Raw genomic sequence first — 20,899 nt, forward strand, 5'->3', positions numbered from 1 at the left:
AGGTCATGACCCCTACCGGAACGCCGGGGACCACCGCCCTGCGCCATCGCACCGTGCTGCTGGACGAGGCTGTCGACGCCCTCGTCTGGCGGCCCGACGGCGCCTACGTGGACGGCACGTTCGGCAGGGGCGGGCACAGCCGGGCCGTGCTGGCCCGGTTGGGGCCGGCCGGCAGCCTGGTCGCGTTCGACAAGGATCCGGCAGCAATCGCAGAAGCGGGCACCATCAGGGATGCCCGCTTCTCCATTGAGCACGCGAGCTTTGGGGCCATGGCCGAACGTCTGGCCGGGCGGGGCCCCGTGGCGGGCGTACTGCTCGACCTGGGGATCAGCTCGCCCCAGATCGACGAGGCGGCGAGGGGGTTTTCCTTTCGTTTCGAGGGCCCGCTGGACATGCGCATGGACACCACGCGCGGCGTCACCGCCGCCGAGTGGCTGGCGCAGGCGGACGAGCAAGACATTGCCAGGGTGATACGAGACTATGGGGAAGAACGGTTTGCTGTACAGATTGCAAAGGCGATTGTTGCTCGCCGGCGCGAACCCGGCGATGGCGGAGCAATCGCCACTACTTCAGACCTTGCCGCGCTCGTGGCGAAAGCCGTCAAAACACGCGAGAAGGGTCAGGACCCTGCGACCCGCACCTTTCAGGCTCTACGGATTCACATCAATCAAGAGCTTGAGGACCTCGAAAGAGGCCTGAAGGCGGCGTACGAACTGCTGCAGGCCGGAGGCCGCCTCGTGGTGATCAGCTTTCACTCGCTCGAGGACCGCATCGTCAAGCGGTTCATGCAGGCGCACGCCCGCCCGCAGCAGGATGCCGATCCGGCGCTGCGCCGCGCGCCGCTGCGCGCGGCCGACCTGCCGCAACCCACAATGAAACTGCTAGGCCGCTACAAGCCCGGCGCCGAAGAGGTTGCCGAAAACCCGCGCGCGCGTTCCGCCGTCATGCGCGTCGCCGAAAAGCTGGCTCCCGGAGGGCAGCCCGCATGAACCGGCTGACCTTCTTCCTCCTGGCTGCACTGATTTTCTGCGCGCTCTCGCTGGTCGGCGCGCAGCACCAGGCACGCACGCTGTTCGTGGCGCTGGAGCGCGCGCAATCGGAGGAGAAGCAGCTCGATATCGACTGGTCGCGCCTGCAGTACCAGCAAAGCGCGCTCGGCAAGAGCGCGCGCATTGCCGATGCCGCCCGCAGCCAGTTGAAGATGTCCGCCGCGCTGGCGGGTCGCACGCAATACCTGCAGGGCGTGATCCTGCCGTCGAGCCCGCCCGATGCCCAGCATGGCGCCACGGGGGAGTCCGCCAAATGAGCATGGCCCGCCCGACCCTGAACCGTGCCCGAGCGGCCCGCACCTCGCGTGGCGAGGCCGCGCGCCCGCGCACCGGACAATTCTCGGCCAGCCCGGTCCTGGGCCTGCGCCTGCCGATGTGGCGCTCCAAGTTCGTGGTGTTCCTGATGTTCGCGGCGTTCGCGGCGCTGGCCGCCCGCGCGCTGTGGATCCAGGGCCCGGGCAACCAGTTCTATGAGATGGAGGGCAAGAAGCGCTTCCAGCGCACGCTGGAGCTGCCCGCCACGCGCGGCAAGATCCTCGATCGCAACGGCCTGGTGCTGGCCACCAGCCTGCCGGTCAAGGCAATCTGGGCCGTGCCGGAGGACGTGCCGAACGACGTCGAGCCGCAGCGCATCCGCCAGCTGGCCAAGCTGCTGGACCTGTCCGAGAAGGAACTGCGCGGCAAGCTGTCCGAGGACAAGAGCTTTGTTTACCTGAAGCGCCAGGTGCTGCCCGATGCCGCCGACAAGATCGCCGCGCTCAAGGTCGAGGGCGTGCACCAGACCCGCGAATACAAGCGCTTCTATCCGGAAGGCGAGGCGATGGCGCACATCGTCGGCTTCACCAATGTGGAAGACAAGGGCCAGGAAGGCGTGGAACTGGCGCGCGAGAGCGTGCTGGCGGGCCGCTCCGGTGCCCGGCAGGTGATCAAGGATCGTCTGGGCCGTGTGGTGGAGGACGTCGGTGTCCTCAAGACCCCGCGCGATGGCGAGGACATGCAGTTGTCGATCGACGCCAAGATCCAGTACCTGGCGTTCAACGAGCTCAAGGCCGTGGTCGAGCGGAGCAAGGCAAAGGCCGCCAGCGCGGTGGTGCTCGATGCCCAGACCGGCGAGGTGCTGGCGCTGGCCAACTGGCCCACCTACAACCCGAACGACCGCTCCCGCCTGTCCGGCGAGCAGCTGCGCAACCGCGTGCTGACCGATACGTTTGAACCCGGCTCGATGATGAAGCCGATCACGATCGGCCTCGCCCTGCAACTGGGCCGCGTGACGCCGTCCACCGTGGTGACCACGACCGGCAAGTACAACTTCGAAGGCGCGACGATCTCCGATACGCACAACTACGGCGCGCTGACCGTCGGCGGCGTGATCCAGAAGTCGAGCAACATCGGCACGACCAAGATTGCCATGCTGATGAAGCCGCAGGAAATGTGGGACATGTTCACCAGCGTGGGCCTGGGCCAGGCGCCGAAGATCGGCTTCCCCGGCGCCGTGGCGGGCCGCGTGCGGCCGTTCAAGAGCTGGCGCCCGATCGAGCAGGCGACGATGTCCTACGGCTACGGCCTGTCCGTGTCGCTGTTCCAGGTGGCTCACGCCTACACGATCTTCGCCCATGACGGCGAGCTGATCCCGGTATCGATGTTCAAGACCACCGGTCCGGCGACGGGCGAGCGCATTCTTTCGCCGCAGGTGGCGCGCGACGTGCGCGGGATGCTGGAAACCGTGACTGCGCCGGGCGGCACCGCGCCGGAAGCGCAGGTCATGGGCTACCGCGTCGGCGGCAAGACCGGCACGGCCTACAAGCACGTGGGCCGCGGCTACGACCGCTCCAAGTACCGCGCATCGTTCATCGGCCTGGCGCCGATGTCCAACCCGCGCGTGATCGTGGCCGTCAGCGTGGACGAGCCGACCTCCGGCAGCCACTACGGCGGCGCGGTGGCCGGCCCGGCCTTCGCGGCGATCACCGGCGGCGCGCTGCGCGCGCTCAACGTCCAGCCGGATTCGCCGATCCGCCAGCTGATGGTGACGGACAAGGTTCAGGAAAGCGAGCCCTGGAGCGCCACGCCATGACGGCCAAGCCATTGCTCCCCATCGAAATCTCCGCCCAGGCCAGCAACGCGCTGGCCTGGCTGCGTACGCACGTCCCCGCCACGGCGCGGCTGACGGGCGATACGCGCCGCCTGCAGCCGGGCGATGTGTTTTTCGCCTACGTGCTCGGCAACGACCGGCTGGCTACCGATGGTCGCCCACATATCGACAAGGCGCTCGCCGCGGGCGCGTCGGCCATTGTCTATGAGGCTGACGGGTTTGCATGGAGTCACGGCAACGCGGTGCCTCACCTGCCGGTTTCACGCCTGCACGAACTGGCGGGGCCGATCGCCGCTGGCTGGCACCAGAACACCGCGCGAGACCTGACCGTGACCGGCATCACCGGCACCAATGGCAAGACCTCGTGCGCGCAATGGCTGGCCCGCCTGCTGCAGGCGACCGGCACGCCGTGCGCGACGATCGGCACGCTGGGCACCGGCTTCCCGGATGCGCTCCAGCACACCGGTTTCACCACCCCCGATGCCGTCCAGTTGCAGGCCAGCCTGGCCGACCTGAACAACGCCGGCGCGCGTGCCGTGGCGATGGAAGTGTCCTCGCACGGCCTTGAGCAGGGCCGAGTGGCCGGCACCGGTTTTGCGGTGGCCGCGCTGACCAACCTGACGCAGGATCACCTCGACTACCACGGCACCATGGCCGAGTACGAGGCCGCCAAGGCGCGCCTGTTCCAGTGGGAGGGCCTGCGCGTCGCCGTGATCAATCGCGACGACGCGATGGGTCGCCGCCTGCTGGCCGCCAACGCCGCCGCGGTGAGCGCGCCGCGCATCATCGAATATGGCATCGACGGCAAAGCCGGCGCGTCAGTCGGCGGCACACGAGGCCAATGGCTGCGCGCCACCAACGTGCGCGCGACGGCCAGCGGCACCGCATTCCACATCGACGGCAGCTTCGGCGCGGCGGACATGACCACGCCGATGATCGGCGCCTTCAACGTCAGCAACCTGCTGGCCGTGCTGGGTGCGGCGCTGGCCCAGGGCGTCGAATGGGATACCGCCATCGCGGCGCTGCGCAACCTGACGCCGGTCGATGGACGCATGGAACTGTTCGGTGGCCACGACGCGCCGCTGGCGGTGGTCGACTACGCCCACACGCCAGATGCACTGGCGCAGACGCTGGCCGCGCTGCGCCCCGTGGCCGAGGCCCGCCAGGGCCGCCTCTGGTGCGTGTTCGGTTGCGGTGGTGACCGCGATGCCACCAAGCGCCCGCTGATGGGCGGCGTGGCCGAGCGTCTGGCGGACGACCTCGTCCTGACCAGCGACAACCCGCGAAGCGAAGATCCGCGCGACATCCTCGAGGCCATCGCCGACGGCATGAAAGACCGTGCCCGCGCCCGCCTGATCGAGGATCGCGCCGCCGCCATCCTCTATGCCATCAAGCATGCGGCTCCGGCCGATGTGGTGCTGGTAGCCGGCAAGGGGCACGAAGCCACGCAGGAGATCCAGGGCAAGAAGCGTCCGTTCTCCGATCGCGAGCACGTGCGCCTGACGCTGGGCGCACGGGGGGTGTCGGCATGAACCCAAAGACGATGACGACTCTGCAGCAAGCCGCCGGCTGGATGGCCGGCGCCCATATCGCCGGCGATGCCGCGCGCGCATTCTCGCGTGTACATACCGACAGCCGCACCGTCGAGCCCGGCGACCTGTTCGTCGCGCTCACGGGCGAGCGTTTCGACGCCCACGATTTCCTGGCCGATGTGGTCGCGCGTGGCGCGGCCGCTGTGCTGATCAGCCGCGAATCGGCCATCGGCAGCCTCGATGTGCCGGCCATCATCGTGCCGGATACCCGCATCGGGCTGGGCGAGCTCGGCGCCGGCTGGCGCCGCCAGTTCACGCCGCCCACGGTGGCCGTGACCGGCAGCAACGGCAAGACCACGGTCAAGGAAATGATCGCGGCGATCTTTGCCGCGGCGGTGGGGGAGGGCGATCGCCTGGCCACAGGCGGCAACCTGAACAACGACATCGGCCTGCCGCTGACGGTGCTGCGCCTGCGCGCGCATCACAAGCTGGCGGTGCTGGAACTCGGCATGAACCACCCGGGCGAGACGGTCTATCTGGCCGGCATCGCCCAGCCGACGGTGGCCGTGATCACCAACGCCCAGCGCGAGCATCAGGAATTCATGGTCAGCGTCGAGGCGGTGGCCCATGAGCACGCGAGCGCCATTGCCGCGCTGCCCGCCGATGGCGTGGCGGTGTTCCCGGTGGATGGCGAGAGCGGAGGCCAGCATGCGCCGATCTGGCGTCAGGCCGCGGCCGGCCGGCGTGTGCTGTCATTCGGCACCGATGTGTCGGCCGACGTACGCGCGACGATTTCGCTCGATGACGGCGTGCAGGTGCTGCACGTGACCGCGCCAGGCCTGGCGTTCGACCTGCGCCTGCAACTGCTGGGTGCGCACAACGTGCGCAACGCGCTGGCGGCGACCTCTTGCGCGCTGGCGGCGGGTGTCGAGGTGGCCGCGATCCAGGCCGGCATCGCCGGCTTCACGGCGGTCAAGGGCCGCCTGCAGGTCAAGCACACGCCGGGCGGCACGGTGGTGATCGACGATACGTACAACGCGAATCCGGACTCCATGCGCGCCGCGATCGACGTGCTGGCCGGGTTTGCCGCGCCGCGCCTGCTGGTGCTGGGCGACATGGGCGAGGTGGGCGACCAGGGTCCGGCCTTCCACACCGAGATCGGTGCCTACGCGCGCACGCGCGGCATCGAGGCGATGTGGGCAACCGGTGAACTGGCGCAGCACGCGGTGCAGGCCTACGGTTCGACGGCGCGGCATTTCGCCAGCGTCGAGGACCTGACGCAGGCGCTGCGGCAAGACAACGAGGGCGCGGTGGCCGGTGCGGCGGCCGTGCTGGTGAAGGGATCGCGCTTCATGCGCATGGAACGGATCGTGGATGCGCTTGTCGCAACACCTTCCGCTCGCTAACGAATAAGACACACGATGTTATTGGCTCTGGCCCAGTGGCTGCAAAACGATTACAGCTTCCTGCGGGTCGTCAACTACCTGACCTTCCGCGCGGTGATGGCCAACCTCACCGCGCTGGTGATCGGACTCGGGTTTGGCCCGTGGGTGATCCGCCGGCTGACCGAACTGAAGATCGGCCAGGCCGTGCGCACGATCGGCCCGCAGACGCACCTGGTGAAGTCCGGCACGCCCACCATGGGTGGCGTGCTGGTCCTGATTTCCATCGCCATTTCCACGCTGCTCTGGTGCGACTGGGGCAATCGCTTTATCTGGGTGGTGATGCTGGTCACGCTGGGCTACGGCGCCATCGGCTGGGTGGATGACTACCGCAAGGTGGTCTACCGGGACCCGCGCGGCATGTCGAGCCGCGAGAAATTTTTCTGGCAGACGCTGATTGGCCTGGTGGCCGCGGTCTACCTGGCCTTCTCGGTGGCCGAAGCCAGCAACGAACGGGTGTGGAGCCTGTTCCTGAGCTGGATCGAAGGTGGGATGTGGGCCGACGTGCCGTACAAGACCAACCTGATCGTGCCCTTCTTCAAGGAAGTGAGCTATCCGCTGGGCGTGGCCGGATTCATCGTGCTGACCTACCTGGTGATCGTGGGCTCGAGCAACGCGGTGAATCTGACCGATGGCCTGGATGGCCTGGTGATCATGCCCGTGGTGCTGGTGGGCGGTGGCCTGGGCGTGTTCGCGTACGTGATGGGCAGTTCGGTGTACAGCCGTTACCTGCTGTTCCCGCACATCCCGGGCGCCGGCGAGCTGCTGATCTTCTGCTCGGCGATGGCCGGCGCGGGGCTGGCGTTCCTCTGGTTCAACGCGCATCCGGCCAGGGTGTTCATGGGCGACGTGGGCGCGCTGGCGCTGGGCGGCGCGCTCGGCACGGTCGCGGTGATCGTGCGGCAGGAAATCGTGCTGTTCGTGATGGGTGGCATCTTCGTGGTGGAAACGCTGTCGGTGATGCTGCAGGTGACCTGGTTCAAGTTCACCAAGCGGCGCTATGGAGAAGGCCGGCGGCTGTTCCGCATGGCCCCGCTGCATCACCACTTCGAGCTGAGCGGATGGAAGGAAACGCAGGTCACCGTGCGGTTCTGGATCATCACCATGCTGCTGGTGCTGATCGGGCTGTCATCGCTGAAGCTGCGCTGACCGGGGCGAGCGAACGCTCTCTATATAGATACACAGGCATCAACAAGACCATAGGGCAGGAAATCGAAGTGTTTGGCGCGTTGCAGAAACCTCATGTGCTGGTACTGGGCCTCGGCGAATCGGGGCTGGCCATGGCACGCTGGTGCGGCCTGAACGGCTGCCGCGTGCGCGTGGCCGACACGCGCGAGGCGCCCGCCAACCTGGCCCTGCTGCAGGCCGAGCTTCCTGCGGCCCGGTTCGTGGGCGCGCCGTTTGCCGACAGCCTGCTCGACGATATCGGCCTGGTGGCGATCAGCCCCGGCCTGTCCCCGCTGGAAGCGGGCACCCGGGCGCTGCTGGATGTCGCCCAGGCGCGCGGCATTCCCGTGTGGGGCGAGATCGAACTGTTCGCCCAGGCGCTGGGCTATCTGGAAGCCACCTCCGGCTACGCGCCGCGCGTACTGGCGATCACCGGCACCAACGGCAAGACCACCACCACCGCGCTGACGGGGCGGTTGGTCGAGCGTGCCGGCAAGACCGTCGCCGTGGCGGGCAACATCAGCCCGTCCGCGCTGGACAAGCTGTCCGCGTGTATCGCCACCGCCACGCTGCCGGACGTCTGGGTGCTGGAGCTGTCCAGCTTCCAGCTGGAAACCACGCACTCGCTGGCGCCGCATGCCGCCACCGTGCTCAACGTGACCCAGGACCACCTGGACTGGCACGGCGGCATGGAAGCCTACGCCGCGTCCAAGGCGCGCGTATTCGGCCCGGCGGACAAGGCGTGCGTGCAGGTGCTCAATCGCAATGATCGCCTGACGATGGACATGGCGCGCCCGGGCACGCAGCCGGTGACGTTCGGCACGGATCTGCCGGAGATGCCGGGCAGCTATGGCGTGCTGCGCGAAGGCGGCATGCCCTGGCTGGTGCTGGCCGAGCCGGACAGCGAGTCCGACGGCGAACCCAAGCCGCGCCGCCGCAAGGGTGCCGACGTAGCCGCGGAGGCCGTGGCGGTGCGCCACAAGCGCCTGATGCCTGCCGATGCCTTGCATATTCGCGGCATGCACAACGCGACCAATGCGATGGCCGCGCTGGCGCTGTGCCGTGCGATCGACCTGCCGCTGAACGCGCTGCTGCATGGCCTGCGCGAGTATCGCGGCGAGCCGCATCGCGTGGAGTGGGTGGCGACGATCGATGAGGTCGAGTATTTCGACGACAGCAAGGGCACCAACGTGGGCGCCACCGTGGCCGCGCTGTCCGGGCTGGACAAGCGCGTGGTCCTGATCGCCGGTGGCGAAGGCAAGGGCCAGGACTTCTCGCCCCTGGCGGCGCCAGTGGCCCAGTATGCACGCGCCGTGCTGCTGATCGGCAAGGATGCCGACGCCTTGCGCGCCGCGCTGGAGGGCACTGGTACGCAACTGGTCGACGCCGCCACGCTGCAAGAGGCCGTCAACAAGTCGGCCAGTCTGGCGGAAGCCGGCGATGTCGTGCTGCTGTCACCGGCCTGCGCCAGTCTCGACATGTTCCGCAACTACGTCCATCGCGCGGAAGTGTTCCGTAGCGCGGTGGAAGAACTGGCCCTGTCCCGGGGGATCCTGCCATGAGCGACGCACCGGCCAAGCGCAGCGGTTTCATCGGCGCCACCATCGGCAATGCCTGGGGTGGCCTGCGTGACGCGGTGTCGGGCGTCAAGCCGACCCGTTCCCGCATGATGGAGTACGACCAGCCCCTGCTCTGGGTGGCGATCGTGCTGCTGGCGCTCGGCCTGGTGATGGTCTATTCGGCATCGATCGCGCTGCCGGATTCGCCGCGCTACGCCAACTATCGCGAAAGCCACTTCCTGGTGCGCCACGCGTTTGCGCTGTTCATCGGGCTGTCGGCCGGGCTGGTGGCGTTCCAGATTCCCGTCAAGGTCTGGGATCGGTACGCGCCGAAGCTGTTCATCTTCGCGCTGGTGTTGCTGGTGCTCGTGCTGGTGCCGTTCGTCGGCAAGGGCGTGAATGGCGCGCGGCGCTGGATCCCGCTCGGCGTCATGAACTTCCAGCCCTCGGAACTGATGAAGCTGGCCGTGGTGCTGTACGCCGCCAACTACACGGTGCGCAAGCAGGAATGGATGCAGACGGTGTCCAAGGGTTTCCTGCCGATGGGCGTGGCCGTGGTTGTGGTGGGCATGCTGCTGCTGCTGGAGCCGGACATGGGCGCGTTCCTGGTGATTGCTGCCGTGGCCATGGGCATCCTGTTCCTGGGGGGCATCAACGGCAAGCTGTTTGCCGGGCTGGTCGGGGTGGCGGTGGGCGCGTTCGCGCTGCTGATCACGGCGTCGCCGTGGCGTCGCGAGCGGATCTTCGCGTACCTGAATCCCTGGGAAGAGAGCAACGCGCTGGGCAAGGCCTACCAGCTCACGCATTCGCTGATCGCGTTCGGGCGTGGTGAATGGACGGGGGTTGGCCTGGGCGGCAGCATCGAAAAGCTGCACTACCTGCCGGAAGCGCACACCGACTTCATCCTGGCCGTGATCGGCGAGGAATTCGGTTTCATCGGCGTGCTGGTGATGATCGTCCTGTTCTACTGGCTGGTCCGACGCGCGTTCAACATCGGCCGCACCGCATTGCAACTCGATCGCACGTTCGCGGGGCTGGTCGCCAAGGGCATTGGCGTGTGGATTGGCTGGCAGACCTTCATCAACATGGGTGTGAACCTGGGCCTGCTGCCCACCAAGGGGCTGACCTTGCCGCTGGTGAGCTACGGCGGATCGGGGATCCTGATGAACTGCGTGGGGCTGGCCATCGTGCTTCGCATTGACTACGAGAACAGAGTGATGATGCGCGGAGGGAAGGTATGAGCTTGCCGCGCACGCTGCTCGTCATGGCTGGCGGCACCGGGGGCCATGTGTTCCCGGGGCTGGCGGTCGCGCACGCGTTGCGCGACGCGGGCTGGCGCGTGGTCTGGCTGGGCAACCGTACCGGCATGGAGGCCACGCTGGTGCCGAAGCACGACATCCCGATGGAGTACATCCAGTTCGGCGGGTTGCGTGGCAAGGGCCTGGTGACCAAGCTGCTGCTGCCGCTGAACCTGCTGCGTGCGTTCTGGCAGAGCATCGGCGCGTTGCGCCGCGTGCGGCCGGACGTGGTGCTGGGCATGGGCGGCTATATCACCTTCCCGGCCGGGATGATGGCGTCGCTGCTTGGCCGGCCGCTGGTGCTGCACGAGCAGAACTCGATCGCCGGCCTGGCCAACAAGGTGCTGGCCAAGGTGGCCGACCGCGTGCTCTGCGCATTCCCGGACACGCTGCCGAATAGCGAATGGACCGGTAATCCGGTGCGCGAGGAACTGGCGCACATGCCGGCGCCCGAGTCGCGCTACGACGATCGCACCGGCCCGCTGCGCGTGCTGGTGGTGGGCGGCAGCCTGGGTGCGGCGGCGCTGAACGACGTGGTGCCGAAGGCCATCGCGCTGCTGCCCGAAGGCGAGCGCCCGGTCGTGAAGCATCAGGCGGGCGCCAGGCAGATCGACACGCTGCGGGCCAACTATGCCGCGGCGGGCGTGGCCGGCGAGACCGTGCCATTCATCGACGACATGGCGGCGGCCTATGCCGAAGCCGACCTGGTCATCTGCCGCGCCGGCGCGATGACGGTATCCGAAGTGGCGGCCGCCGGCGTGGCGGCGCTGTTCGTACCGTTTCCGCACGCGGTGGACGACCACCAGACCACCAACGCGAAGTTCCTGTCGAAGCAGGGTGCCGCGTTGCTGGTGCAACAAAACGAACTGACCGCGCAGGGACTGGCTCAAACGCTGTCCAGCCTGTCGCGGCCGCAACTGAAGGACATGGCGCGCGCTGCGCGCAGCCTGGCCAAACCGGAGGCAACCCGGCGCGTCGCCGAGATTTGCCGCCAGATGGCGGGCGACTGAAACAACGAATTCAATGAAACACATCGTCAAGAACATCCACTTCGTAGGCATCGGGGGCGCCGGCATGAGCGGCATCGCCGAGGTCCTGCTGAACCTGGGCTACAAGGTCTCGGGCTCCGACGTCGGCAGCAATGCCGCCACGCGGCGCCTGGCCTCGCTCGGCGCGCGCGTGGCCCACGGCCATGACGCCGCCAACGTCGAGGGCGCCAACGCCGTAGTGGTCTCCACCGCGGTCACCAACGACAACCCCGAAGTGCTGGCCGCCCGCGCCCGCCGCATCCCCGTGGTGCCGCGCGCGGTGATGCTGGCCGAACTGATGCGCCTGAAGCAGGGTGTGGCCATCGCCGGCACGCACGGCAAGACCACCACGACCAGCCTGGTGGCGTCCGTATTGGCCGAAGGCGGGCTCGATCCGACCTTCGTGATCGGTGGACGGCTGAACTCGGCCGGCGCCAACGCGCGGCTGGGCACGGGCGATTTCATCGTGGCCGAGGCGGATGAATCGGATGCGTCGTTCCTTAACCTGTTCCCGGTGATGGAAGTCATCACCAACATCGACGCGGACCATATGGACACCTACGGGCATGACTTTGCCCGGCTCAAGCAGGCGTTCGTGGAGTTCACCCAGCGCCTGCCGTTCTATGGCATTGCCGTGCTGTGCGTCGATGACCCGAACGTGCGCGAGATCCTGCCGTTCGTGTCCAAGCCGGTGGTGCGCTACGGCTTTGCCGAAGATGCCCAGGTGCGCGCCATCAATCCGCGTGCCGTGGACGGCCAGATGCATTTCACGGTCCTGCGCCAGCTCAACGGCCACGCCGAGCCGCCGCTGGACGTGGTGCTGAACCTGCCGGGCTTGCACAACGTGCAGAACGCGCTGGCCGCCATCGCCATCGCCACCGAACTGGAGGTGCCGGACGCCGCCATCGTCAAGGCGCTGCGGGAGTTCCACGGCGTGGGCCGCCGCTTCCAGCGCTATGGCGAGGTGGCGACGAGCGATGGCAAGGGTACGTTCACGCTGGTCGACGACTATGGCCACCATCCGGTGGAGATGGCCGCCACGCTGTCCGCGGCACGCGGCGCGTTCCCGGACCGCCGGCTGGTGCTGGCGTTCCAGCCGCATCGCTACACACGGACGCGGGATTGCTTCGAGGACTTCGTCAAGGTGCTCGGCACCGTCGACGCGCTGTTGCTCGCCGAGGTCTATGCCGCTGGCGAAGCGCCGATCGTGGCTGCCGATGGCCGCGCGATGACCCGCGCGCTGCGCGTGGCGAACAAGGTGGAACCCGTTTTTGTGGAGCAGATCGAGGATATGCCTCAGGCCATCCTGAATGCCGTGCGGCCCGGCGACGTGGTCGTGACCATGGGCGCCGGCACGATCGGCGGGGTGCCAGGACAACTGGTCTCGCACCAGCAGCAGGCAGGAGGCCAGGCATGAGCTTCGTCGCCCATCCCAATATCGATCCGAAATCGCTGGGCAAGGTTGGCGTGCTGCTGGGCGGCCGCTCGGCCGAGCGCGAGATCTCGCTGCTCTCCGGCAATGGCGTGCTGGCCGCGCTGAGGTCGCGCGGCGTGGATGCACACCCGTTCGACCCGGGCCTGCAGTCGGTGGCGGAACTGGCCGCCGCGAAGTTCGACCGCGTCTTTATCGCGCTGCACGGCCGCTATGGCGAGGATGGCACGATCCAGGGCCTGCTGGAGCAGCTCGGCGTGCCCTACACGGGCAGCGGGGTGCTGCCGTCCGCGCTGGCCATGGACAAGCAGGCTACCAAGCGGCTGTGGATGACCCACGGCCTGCCCACGCCGCGCTTTGCCATGCTGCACGCGGATACCGATTTTGCCGCCGTGGTCGTGGACCTGGGCCTGCCGCTGATCGTCAAGCCGGCGCGCGAGGGATCGTCGATCGGCCTGACCAAGGTCACCGCCGCCGACCAGATGCGAGCCGCTTTCGAGCGCGCTGCCGCGCTCGATAACGACGTCATCGCCGAGTCGTTCATCGACGGCGCCGAGTTGACTTGCCCCGTTGTGGGGGAGGGTCCGACGGCCGAAGCGCTGCCCGTTATCAAGATTGTCGCGCCCGAGTCGAACTACGACTATCAAAATAAGTACTTTACTGACGATACCCAATACCTGTGCCCCTCAACTTTGCCTGAAGCACTGGAACAGGAAGTGCGCGCGCTGGCGGTGGAGGCATTCCGGGTGCTGGGATGCCGCGGCTGGGCCCGCGCAGACGTGATGCTGACCCGCGACGGCAAGCCTTACCTGCTGGAAATGAATACGTCCCCGGGCATGACCGGCCATTCGCTGGTGCCGATGGCGGCGCGGGCGGTGGGCATCAGCTACGAGGACTTTGTCATGCAGGTGGTGGCCCAGGCCACGCTGGACCTGCATCCGAACGAGCACTGGAAGCCCGAATAACGCAGCAATAACCGGAACCGGCCTGACCGCCCCGACCTGACGACATGTGGCATAACGCGCGCCTGCTCAACCTCATCGCCTCAGCGCTCTACGCGCTGGTGGCGCTGATGGCGCTCGCTGCCGGCCTGCTGTGGCTGGCCCAGCGGCCGGTGTTCGCCATTACCCATGTCGACCTGACGTCGATGGGCGGCGAACCGCTGCGGCATGTCAACGGCCCGAGCGTGCGGGCCAACGCGCTGGGCAAGCTGTCGGGCAATTTCTTCACGCTGGACCTGAATGCGGCGCGGCAGGCGTTCGAGTCGGTGCCGTGGGTGCGCCACGCCAGCGTGCGCCGCGAATGGCCGAACGGCCTGGCGGTGGAAGTGGAAGAGCATGAAGCCCTTGGCACCTGGGGCAGCACGGACGGTGGACGGCTGATCAACACCTATGGCGAGGTGTTCGTGGCCAACACCGCCGAAGCCGAAGAGGATGCCCAGCTGCTGGCGCTGGACGGGCCGCCGGACAGCGAGGAGGACGTGGTCGAGAAGCTGGAGATCATGCGCGAGTGGTTCCGCCCGCTGAAGGTCGAGCCGCTGGCCGTGGCGTTGTCGTCCCGCTATGCATGGCGGGCGAAGTTGTCGAACGGCATGGTCATCGAACTCGGTCGCGAACAGACGGACGAGGACAGGGCTGCCATGGAGGCGCGGGTCAAGCGCTTCGTGGCGGCGTGGCCGCAGGTGACGGAGCAATGGGGCAAGCAGGTCGAGTACGCGGACCTGCGCTACCCCAACGGCTTTTCCATCCGCGCCGCCAATGTGCGATTCCTGACCGATGCCCAGGCTGCCGCGGCAGCCAAGGCAGCGGCCAAGGCAGTTACCCCCCAGGCGGCTTCGGCCGGCAATACCAACAACAATCCGACGCGACTCAAGAGCAAGAACGCGGAGAAAACCCGATGAGCAAGGAATACAAGGACTTACTGGTCGGTCTCGACATCGGCACCTCGAAGGTGGCGGCGGTGGTCGCGGAACTGCGCCCCGACGACAGCTACGAAGTGATCGGGATGGGCCAGTCCGAGTCCAAGGGTCTGAAGAAGGGGGTCGTGGTCAATATCGAGGCCACCGTGCAGTCCATCCAGCGCGCGCTCGAAGAGGCCGAGCTGATGGCGGACTGCAAGATCGCCGAGGTCTTCACCGGCATCGCCGGCAGCCACATCCGCAGCTTCAACTCCAGCGGCATGGTGGCGATCAAGGACAAGGAGGTCACGCAGACGGATGTGGCCCGGGTGATCGAGACCGCCAAGGCGGTCAACATCCCTACCGATCAGCAGATCCTGCACATCCTCACGCAGGAATTCATCATCGACGGCCAGGAAGACGTGCGCGAGCCGATCGGCATGAGCGGCATCCGCCTGGAGGTCAAGGTCCACATCGTCACGGGCGCGGTCAGCGCGGCGCAGAACATCGTCAAGTGCGTGCGCCGCTGTGGCCTGGAGGTGCACGACCTGATCCTGCAGCCGCTGGCTTCGAGCCTGGCGGTGCTGACCGAAGATGAGAAGGAACTGGGCGTGGTGCTGGTCGATATCGGTGGCGGCACCACCGATATCGCCATCTTCAGCGAAGGCGCGATCCGGCATACGGCCGTGATTCCCATCGCCGGGGACCAGATCACCAACGACATCGCGATGGCGCTGCGCACGCCGACGCCCGATGCCGAGGACATCAAGATCCAGTACGGCATCGCCAAGCAGGCGATTGCGGACCCGGAAGACATGATCGAAGTGCCGGGTGTGGGCGATCGCGGCACGCGCACGCTGTCCCGCCAGGCGCTGGCCGCCGTGATCGAGCCGCGCATCGAGGAACTGTATTCGCTGGTGCACCAGGTGGTGCGTGAATCCGGCTACGAGGAACTGCTGTCGTCCGGCGTGGTGATCACCGGCGGCACGGCCATGATGCCGGGCATGGTGGAGCTGGGCGAGGACATTTTCCTGAAGCCCGTGCGCGTGGGCGTGCCCGAATATCGCGGCAACCTGCACGAGGTGGTGAAGAGCCCGCGCTACTCCACCGTGATGGGCCTGCTGCTGGAAGGCCGCGTGCAACGCATGCGTGGCCGCAAGGTGGCCGTGCAGAGTGGCTCCGTCAAGCAGGTGTGGACGCGCATGAAGGAATGGTTTGTCGGCAACTTCTGATGCCGTGGCAGGTCAGGCTTCTTGATATCCGCCATGCGCCGCGGTCAGCGGATCGCGCGATGGCACGTTGAGCAGGTTTCTTATTGTTGGTTTCTTGTTCAGGAACCAAGGGTTGCGGCGGGGAGGCTGCAGCGTTTGGGGACTGATTCTTCTCGGAGGCAGTGATGGACTTTGACATGATCGAAACGGAGATGCAGGACGGCACCATCATCAAGGTGGTGGGCGTGGGCGGCGCGGGCGGTAACGCCGTGCAGCACATGATCAGCCGTGGCGTCCAGGGCGTGGAATTCATCTGCATGAACACCGATGCCCAGGCGCTCAAGCGCTCCTCGGCATCGCGCGTGCTGCAGCTTGGCAACACTGGCCTTGGCGCCGGCGCCAAGCCGGAAGTCGGCCGCAACTGCGCCGAGCAGGCTCGCGAGCAGATCGCCGATTCCCTGCGTGGTGCGCACATGGTCTTCATCACTGCCGGCATGGGCGGCGGCACGGGCACCGGCGCCGCGCCGATCGTGGCGCAGGTGGCCAAGGAAATGGGCATCCTTACCGTGGGCGTGGTCAGCAAGCCGTTCGAATTCGAAGGCGCACGCCGTGCCAAGGTGGCCGAACATGGTTCGAGCGAGCTTGAGTCGTCGGTGGACTCGCTGATCGTCGTGCTCAACGAGAAGCTGTTCGAGGTCATGGGCGACGACGCCGAGATGGACAAGTGCTTCCAGTGCGCCGATGACGTGCTGCACAACGCCGTGGCCGGCATCGCCGAAATCATCAATGTGGACGGTCTGGTGAACGTCGACTTCGAAGACGTGAAGACGGTGATGGGCGAGCAGGGCAAGGCCATGATGGGCACGGCGACCGTGTCCGGCGTGGATCGCGCCCGCCTGGCCGCCGAGCAGGCCGTGGCCAGCCCGCTGCTGGAAGGCGTGGACCTGTCCGGCGCGCGTGGCGTGCTGGTCAACATCACGGCCAGCCGCTCGCTGAAGCTGTCGGAAACCAAGGAAGTCATGAACACCATCCGCAGCTACGCCGCGGAGGATGCGACCGTGATTTTCGGTACGGTGTACGATGATTCGATGAGCGATGCGCTGCGCGTGACCGTGGTGGCCACGGGCCTGGGCCGCTCGGCCAAGAAGCAGCAGCCGATGACGCTGCTGAAGACCGGTACGGACAACATCCCGGTGCAGATGATGGGCGGGATGACCGCGGCTCCGGCGCATGCGACCCCGGACTACAGCGGCCTGGACACGCCGGCGGTATGGCGCAGCTCGCGGGAATCGGCATCCGCCCACGTGGCGGCGCTGCAAGAAAAGGGTGTGGACACGTACGACATCCCGGCCTTCCTGCGCAAGCAGGCAGACTGAGTTGGGCCCCGGCAGGGCGGCGGCGGCGGCCGCACGCCTGGCAGGTTGTCCAAGGTCCCTTCGGCGACGCCTGAGCGCTCCCTATCCGCTCGGCATTCGCCCGGACTGACGCAACCCGTCAGCGTGCCCGGCTGCGCGCGCCCGCGCTGGAGTACGTCAGCCCGCATCCCGTTGCCGGGACAGGCAGGCCATCGGCCGCCTCCCCGGACTGGTTTCCCGCCTTCCCGCGGCGGGATGTGCAGTTGCCCGCGCGGCGCGTCTCAGGACGTGCCGCGCGGCGTTTTTGTAGCAAGGTGTTTCCTGAGCACCTGAATGCGATCCCGCTTGGTTGAGGCGGGATCCGCCCCTATGATGCAGGCAGGGTTTTTACGGAGGAAACCATTCCATGATCGCTGTAGGCCAACGCGTCCCGGACGCAACGCTGTACGAGTTCTTCGATGTCGAGACCGAGGGCTGCGCGCTGGGCCCCAATGCGTTCCCCGTGGCCGAGCTGGTCAAGGGCCGCAAGATCGTGGTGTTCGGTCTTCCCGGCGCGTTCACGCCGACCTGCTCCGCCAAGCATGTGCCCGGCTACGTGAAGCTGCATGACGAGCTGCGCGCGGCAGGGATCGACGAGATCTGGTGCCATTCGGTCAACGACGCCTTTGTCATGGGCGCGTGGGGCCGTGAGCAGAAGGCTGGCGACAAGGTCCGCATGATGGGCGATGGCGCGGCACAGTGGGCCAAGGCCCTGGGTCTCGACCAGGACCTGAGCCAGCGCGGCCTGGGCGTGCGCGCGCAGCGCTACGCCATGGTGCTCGACGACGGCGTCGTCACGCACCTGTTCGTGGAAGCTCCAGGCGAATTCAAGGTCAGCAGCGCCGAATCCGTCTTGCAGGCGTTGCGCGCCTGACACGATTGATCGGGCACAAAGTGACGAAAAAACTGCTTTTGTGGCGCTGAATAACACCCCGAAACAAAGTGGTGCAGCGCAATACACAGAGCAGTGGTAGCATTGCGTTATTAGAATTTGTGCCCAATAGCTTTTTATAATAGTTGAGGCTGTCATGCTCAAGCAGCGCACCATCAAATCCCTGGTGAAGACGGTCGGCATCGGTTTGCACTCGGGTCGCAAAGTGACGCTGACCCTGCGACCGGCTCCGACCGATGCCGGCATCGTGTTCACCCGCGTCGACCTGCCCGAGGCAGTCGAGATCCCCGTGGCCGCCTCGGCCATTGGCGACACCCGTCTGGCGTCCGTGCTGCAGAAGGATGGTGCGCGTGTTTCCACCGTCGAGCACCTGATGTCGGCATGCGCCGGCCTCGGTATCGACAATCTCTATGTCGACGTCGACGCCGAAGAAATCCCGATCATGGATGGCAGCGCGGCGTCGTTCGTGTTTCTGCTGCAGTCGGCCGGCATCGAGGAACAACCTGCCGCCAAGCGTTTCATCCGCGTGAAGAAGGCCGTGGAAGTCCGCGAGGGCGACAAGCTGGCCCGGCTGGAGCCGTTCTTCGGCTTCAAGCTCTCGTTCACGATCGACTTCCGCCACCCTGCCGTCGACAAGACCGGCCAGGCGTTCTCGATCGATTTTGCCGACACCAGCTATGTGCGCGAGATCGCTCGTGCCCGTACGTTCGGGTTTGCGCATGAAGTGGAAGCGCTGCGCGAAATGGGCCTGGCCCGCGGCGGCAGCCTGGACAATGCGATCGTGCTCGACGAGCATCGCATGCTCAATAACGAAGAACTGCGCTATGGCGACGAATTCGTCCGCCACAAGATCCTCGACGCGATTGGCGATTTGTATGTGGTCGGCCATCCGTTGATCGGCGCGTACATTGCCAACAAGTCCGGCCACGGCCTGAACAATCAGCTGCTGCGTGCGCTGCTGGCAGACCAGGAAGCGTATGAGTTCGTGACGTTCGACAAGGTCGAAGAAGCGCCCGCGGCATTCCTGCCGCAGATCCAGCCAGCATTTGCCTGATCGCCGCCCGGCCTGGCGCCGGCGCGGAAACGAGAACGGCCTCCTTCGGGAGGCCGTCTTGCTTTGGTGCGGGTCTTTCGTGTCGCGGACGGCTTGCCAGTCGAGCCTTCAGCGGCTGCGGTGGTGGGCGAGCAGCATCTCCACGGCATCCTTGAGCGGCGATTCCGGCAGGCTCCTGGCCAGTGCATCCATGCTGGCCAGCCCGGCCGGGGCCATGTTGGCGGCGCGAGGTTTGCGCTCCACCGGGGGGGCGTCCCAGTCCCCGCGCCCGACCTCAGGTTGTACCCGTACACGGATTGCGGTAACCTGCGATCCCCGCTGTTGCAGCCGGGTAAGTAGGGTCGGCACCACTTGCCGTACCCGCGCGGCCGCCGCGCCATGCGCGGCCAGCAACAGCAATGTCGCTTCCGGCTGGGGGCCGCGGTTGTCGTGTTTGACACCGGCCACCGCGATTCCGGCCTGCAAGCCTCGCGGCAGGAGTGACAGGACTTCCGCTTCCAGTGACGCCAGTTCACGCGCCGTCTGCATCAGCGCCGAGACCGGCCCGGACTTTGCCAGCCAATCGTTGAGCGGCTTGGCAGCCGGGGTCTGGAGAGCGTGGTGAGTGAACATGCGCATGCGCGCATTCTAGCGCGCAATCCCGCCCGTCCGAGAGCCGGGATGCCACGCCCGCATGCGCGCCGGGGCCGTTCAGGCCCTTTTTTGCGTTGGGGGTAAGGTCATGCAAATCATCGTGCTCCATCCGCGCGAGCCGCGGGTGTTCCGTTTCCAGCTCACACGGCCACGCGCCGTGCTGCTTGGCATGCTGTTGTGCGCTCTCGTGGCGACCGCATCGTCCGGCCTGACCTGGCTCCTGGCACGCGCCAGCGCGGCGCCCGAGCTTTCGCGGCAGGCGCGCGACAACGCCTATCTGCGTGAAAACCTAGCCGTGCTGGCCGCCCGCGTGGGCGAGCTCCAGGCGCAGATGGTCCGCCTGGATGCCCTCGGCGAGCGGGTCTCCGGCCTGGCCGGCATCTCGCCGCAAGACTTCGATTTCCGTCACCGCCCCGCCCGGGGAGGCCCGGCGCCCGCCGGGACTTCGCGCGATCTGACGCTGCCAGAACTGCGCGACGAACTGCTACGCCTTGGCGAGCAGGCCGATCACCGCGTGGATTATTTCGACGTGATCGAGGGGGCGTTGATGGATCGCCAGCTTCGTGAGCACCGCATCCCCAGCGTGATGCCTGTGGCCGCAGGCTACGATGGCTCCAGCTTCGGCGCCCGTATCGACCCGTTCTCCGGCCGGCGTACCCAGCACGATGGCGTCGACTTCGTCGCGCCGCCCGGCACGCCGATCGTGGCAGCGGCCGGCGGCGTCGTGGTTGCGGCGGAATGGCACCACGAATACGGGAACATGATCGACATCGACCACGGCAACGGGCTCAAGACGCGCTATGCGCATGCGTCGAAGTCGCTGGTGAAGGTGGGGGATCTGGTCCGGCCCGGCCAGCTGATTGCCCGGGTGGGGAGCACGGGGCGATCGACCGGGTCGCACCTGCACTTCGAGGTGCATGTGAATGGTGTGCCACGTAACCCGACCGCTTTCCTGACGGCCGCGGTGCCGGCACCGACCGATCGCACGGCAATCCGGTAGCCGCTTGTTGCCGCGCGGAACATTGAAGTCGGCTCCATTGTCCCAACCTGACCCGCAAGGTAGCCGGCCGATGTCCGGGCGGCTGTTGCTCCAGCGCAGAATCGGTGCCGGCGCGGCCCCGGCCACGACACCGGCACATGATAAACTCGGCGTTTCGCGCCAATCCACCCATTCCTCGCGCCGTCGCCCCGGGTCGCTTCGGGCTACGCGCGCAGGTGAAAG

General features: G+C 67.0%; 18 protein-coding genes. 17 read left to right on the forward strand and 1 reads right to left on the reverse strand.

The window, feature by feature from the left end; all coding sequences use genetic code 11:
* Window positions 1–5 precede the first annotated feature (5 nt).
* From rsmH to lpxC, 16 genes are all read left to right on the forward strand, one after another.
* Window positions 6–989, forward strand: a complete 984-nt coding sequence (gene rsmH, locus BLR29_RS27845; RefSeq protein WP_092142024.1) for a 16S rRNA (cytosine(1402)-N(4))-methyltransferase RsmH — start codon at window positions 6–8, stop codon at window positions 987–989.
* The gene (gene ftsL / locus BLR29_RS27850) at window positions 986–1,306 is read left to right on the forward strand and encodes a cell division protein FtsL (RefSeq protein WP_092142027.1); all 321 of its coding nucleotides are present in this window, start codon (window positions 986–988) and stop codon (window positions 1,304–1,306) included. Before rsmH ends, ftsL begins: the two co-directional genes overlap by 4 nt.
* On the forward strand, window positions 1,303–3,120 hold the full coding sequence (locus BLR29_RS27855; RefSeq protein ID WP_092142030.1) for a peptidoglycan D,D-transpeptidase FtsI family protein: 1,818 nt from the start codon (window positions 1,303–1,305) through the stop codon (window positions 3,118–3,120). The genes ftsL and BLR29_RS27855 overlap by 4 nt, the downstream gene beginning before the upstream one ends.
* Window positions 3,117–4,670 carry a UDP-N-acetylmuramoyl-L-alanyl-D-glutamate--2,6-diaminopimelate ligase gene (locus tag BLR29_RS27860; protein ID WP_092142033.1) on the forward strand — a complete coding sequence of 518 codons (1,554 nt, stop codon included), beginning with the start codon at window positions 3,117–3,119 and terminating at the stop codon, window positions 4,668–4,670. Before BLR29_RS27855 ends, BLR29_RS27860 begins: the two co-directional genes overlap by 4 nt.
* The gene (murF, locus tag BLR29_RS27865) at window positions 4,667–6,076 is read left to right on the forward strand and encodes a UDP-N-acetylmuramoyl-tripeptide--D-alanyl-D-alanine ligase (protein WP_092142036.1); all 1,410 of its coding nucleotides are present in this window, start codon (window positions 4,667–4,669) and stop codon (window positions 6,074–6,076) included. The genes BLR29_RS27860 and murF overlap by 4 nt, the downstream gene beginning before the upstream one ends.
* Before the next feature lie 15 nt (window positions 6,077–6,091).
* Window positions 6,092–7,261 carry a phospho-N-acetylmuramoyl-pentapeptide-transferase gene (mraY, locus tag BLR29_RS27870; RefSeq protein WP_092142039.1) on the forward strand — a complete coding sequence of 390 codons (1,170 nt, stop codon included), beginning with the start codon at window positions 6,092–6,094 and terminating at the stop codon, window positions 7,259–7,261.
* Between the two features lie 68 nt (window positions 7,262–7,329).
* Window positions 7,330–8,841, forward strand: coding sequence for a UDP-N-acetylmuramoyl-L-alanine--D-glutamate ligase (murD, locus tag BLR29_RS27875; protein ID WP_092142042.1), 1,512 nt, complete (start codon window positions 7,330–7,332; stop codon window positions 8,839–8,841).
* Window positions 8,838–10,079 carry a putative lipid II flippase FtsW gene (ftsW, locus tag BLR29_RS27880; RefSeq protein ID WP_092142044.1) on the forward strand — a complete coding sequence of 414 codons (1,242 nt, stop codon included), beginning with the start codon at window positions 8,838–8,840 and terminating at the stop codon, window positions 10,077–10,079. The genes murD and ftsW overlap by 4 nt, the downstream gene beginning before the upstream one ends.
* Window positions 10,076–11,146 (forward strand): undecaprenyldiphospho-muramoylpentapeptide beta-N-acetylglucosaminyltransferase, encoded by a 1,071-nt coding sequence (gene murG, locus BLR29_RS27885; RefSeq protein WP_092142046.1) that lies wholly within the window; start codon window positions 10,076–10,078, stop codon window positions 11,144–11,146. Before ftsW ends, murG begins: the two co-directional genes overlap by 4 nt.
* 13 nt (window positions 11,147–11,159) lie before the next feature.
* The gene (gene murC, locus BLR29_RS27890) at window positions 11,160–12,581 is read left to right on the forward strand and encodes a UDP-N-acetylmuramate--L-alanine ligase (RefSeq protein ID WP_092142048.1); all 1,422 of its coding nucleotides are present in this window, start codon (window positions 11,160–11,162) and stop codon (window positions 12,579–12,581) included.
* Window positions 12,578–13,561 carry a D-alanine--D-alanine ligase gene (locus tag BLR29_RS27895; RefSeq protein WP_092142050.1) on the forward strand — a complete coding sequence of 328 codons (984 nt, stop codon included), beginning with the start codon at window positions 12,578–12,580 and terminating at the stop codon, window positions 13,559–13,561. The genes murC and BLR29_RS27895 overlap by 4 nt, the downstream gene beginning before the upstream one ends.
* A gap of 44 nt (window positions 13,562–13,605) precedes the next feature.
* Window positions 13,606–14,496, forward strand: a complete 891-nt coding sequence (locus BLR29_RS27900) for a cell division protein FtsQ/DivIB (protein WP_092142052.1) — start codon at window positions 13,606–13,608, stop codon at window positions 14,494–14,496.
* Entirely contained in the window at window positions 14,493–15,725 is a 1,233-nt protein-coding gene (ftsA, locus tag BLR29_RS27905) for a cell division protein FtsA (RefSeq protein WP_092142054.1), read from the forward strand. Before BLR29_RS27900 ends, ftsA begins: the two co-directional genes overlap by 4 nt.
* 164 nt (window positions 15,726–15,889) lie before the next feature.
* Complete coding sequence (ftsZ, locus tag BLR29_RS27910) at window positions 15,890–17,080, forward strand: cell division protein FtsZ (RefSeq protein ID WP_092142056.1); 1,191 nt, start codon at window positions 15,890–15,892, stop codon at window positions 17,078–17,080.
* A 385-nt stretch (window positions 17,081–17,465) separates the two neighbouring features.
* Window positions 17,466–17,972, forward strand: coding sequence for a peroxiredoxin (locus BLR29_RS27915; RefSeq protein ID WP_092142058.1), 507 nt, complete (start codon window positions 17,466–17,468; stop codon window positions 17,970–17,972).
* Between the two features lie 154 nt (window positions 17,973–18,126).
* Window positions 18,127–19,044, forward strand: a complete 918-nt coding sequence (lpxC, locus tag BLR29_RS27920; RefSeq protein WP_092142060.1) for a UDP-3-O-acyl-N-acetylglucosamine deacetylase — start codon at window positions 18,127–18,129, stop codon at window positions 19,042–19,044.
* Window positions 19,045–19,152: 108 nt separating this feature from the next.
* Here the strand turns inward: lpxC and BLR29_RS27925 are convergent, their stop codons facing one another.
* Window positions 19,153–19,662, reverse strand: coding sequence for a DciA family protein (locus BLR29_RS27925; protein ID WP_092142063.1), 510 nt, complete (start codon window positions 19,660–19,662; stop codon window positions 19,153–19,155).
* Between the two features lie 103 nt (window positions 19,663–19,765).
* On the opposite strand from BLR29_RS27925, the gene BLR29_RS27930 reads away from it, so the two are divergent.
* The gene (locus BLR29_RS27930) at window positions 19,766–20,677 is read left to right on the forward strand and encodes a M23 family metallopeptidase (protein WP_092142066.1); all 912 of its coding nucleotides are present in this window, start codon (window positions 19,766–19,768) and stop codon (window positions 20,675–20,677) included.
* Window positions 20,678–20,899 lie beyond the last annotated feature (222 nt).

It is taken from the genome of Cupriavidus sp. YR651, assembly GCF_900101625.1.
Lineage (GTDB): Bacteria > Pseudomonadota > Gammaproteobacteria > Burkholderiales > Burkholderiaceae > Cupriavidus.

Excerpts from the sequence above, each read along its gene's own strand:
- BLR29_RS27860 (WP_092142033.1), top strand. The coding sequence starts at position 3,117 with ATGACGGCCAAGCCATTGCTCCCCATCGAAATCTCCGCCCAGGCCAGC.
- rsmH (WP_092142024.1), top strand. The coding sequence starts at position 6 with ATGACCCCTACCGGAACGCCGGGGACCACCGCCCTGCGCCATCGCACC.
- ftsW (WP_092142044.1), top strand. The coding sequence starts at position 8,838 with ATGAGCGACGCACCGGCCAAGCGCAGCGGTTTCATCGGCGCCACCATC.
- BLR29_RS27855 (WP_092142030.1), top strand. The coding sequence starts at position 1,303 with ATGAGCATGGCCCGCCCGACCCTGAACCGTGCCCGAGCGGCCCGCACC.
- ftsL (WP_092142027.1), top strand. The coding sequence starts at position 986 with ATGAACCGGCTGACCTTCTTCCTCCTGGCTGCACTGATTTTCTGCGCG.
- ftsZ (WP_092142056.1), top strand. The coding sequence starts at position 15,890 with ATGGACTTTGACATGATCGAAACGGAGATGCAGGACGGCACCATCATC.
- murF (WP_092142036.1), top strand. The coding sequence starts at position 4,667 with ATGAACCCAAAGACGATGACGACTCTGCAGCAAGCCGCCGGCTGGATG.
- BLR29_RS27915 (WP_092142058.1), top strand. The coding sequence starts at position 17,466 with ATGATCGCTGTAGGCCAACGCGTCCCGGACGCAACGCTGTACGAGTTC.
- murC (WP_092142048.1), top strand. The coding sequence starts at position 11,160 with ATGAAACACATCGTCAAGAACATCCACTTCGTAGGCATCGGGGGCGCC.
- mraY (WP_092142039.1), top strand. The coding sequence starts at position 6,092 with ATGTTATTGGCTCTGGCCCAGTGGCTGCAAAACGATTACAGCTTCCTG.
- BLR29_RS27925 (WP_092142063.1), bottom strand. The coding sequence starts at position 19,662 with ATGCGCATGTTCACTCACCACGCTCTCCAGACCCCGGCTGCCAAGCCG.
- BLR29_RS27930 (WP_092142066.1), top strand. The coding sequence starts at position 19,766 with ATGCAAATCATCGTGCTCCATCCGCGCGAGCCGCGGGTGTTCCGTTTC.
- lpxC (WP_092142060.1), top strand. The coding sequence starts at position 18,127 with ATGCTCAAGCAGCGCACCATCAAATCCCTGGTGAAGACGGTCGGCATC.
- BLR29_RS27895 (WP_092142050.1), top strand. The coding sequence starts at position 12,578 with ATGAGCTTCGTCGCCCATCCCAATATCGATCCGAAATCGCTGGGCAAG.
- BLR29_RS27900 (WP_092142052.1), top strand. The coding sequence starts at position 13,606 with ATGTGGCATAACGCGCGCCTGCTCAACCTCATCGCCTCAGCGCTCTAC.
- ftsA (WP_092142054.1), top strand. The coding sequence starts at position 14,493 with ATGAGCAAGGAATACAAGGACTTACTGGTCGGTCTCGACATCGGCACC.
- murG (WP_092142046.1), top strand. The coding sequence starts at position 10,076 with ATGAGCTTGCCGCGCACGCTGCTCGTCATGGCTGGCGGCACCGGGGGC.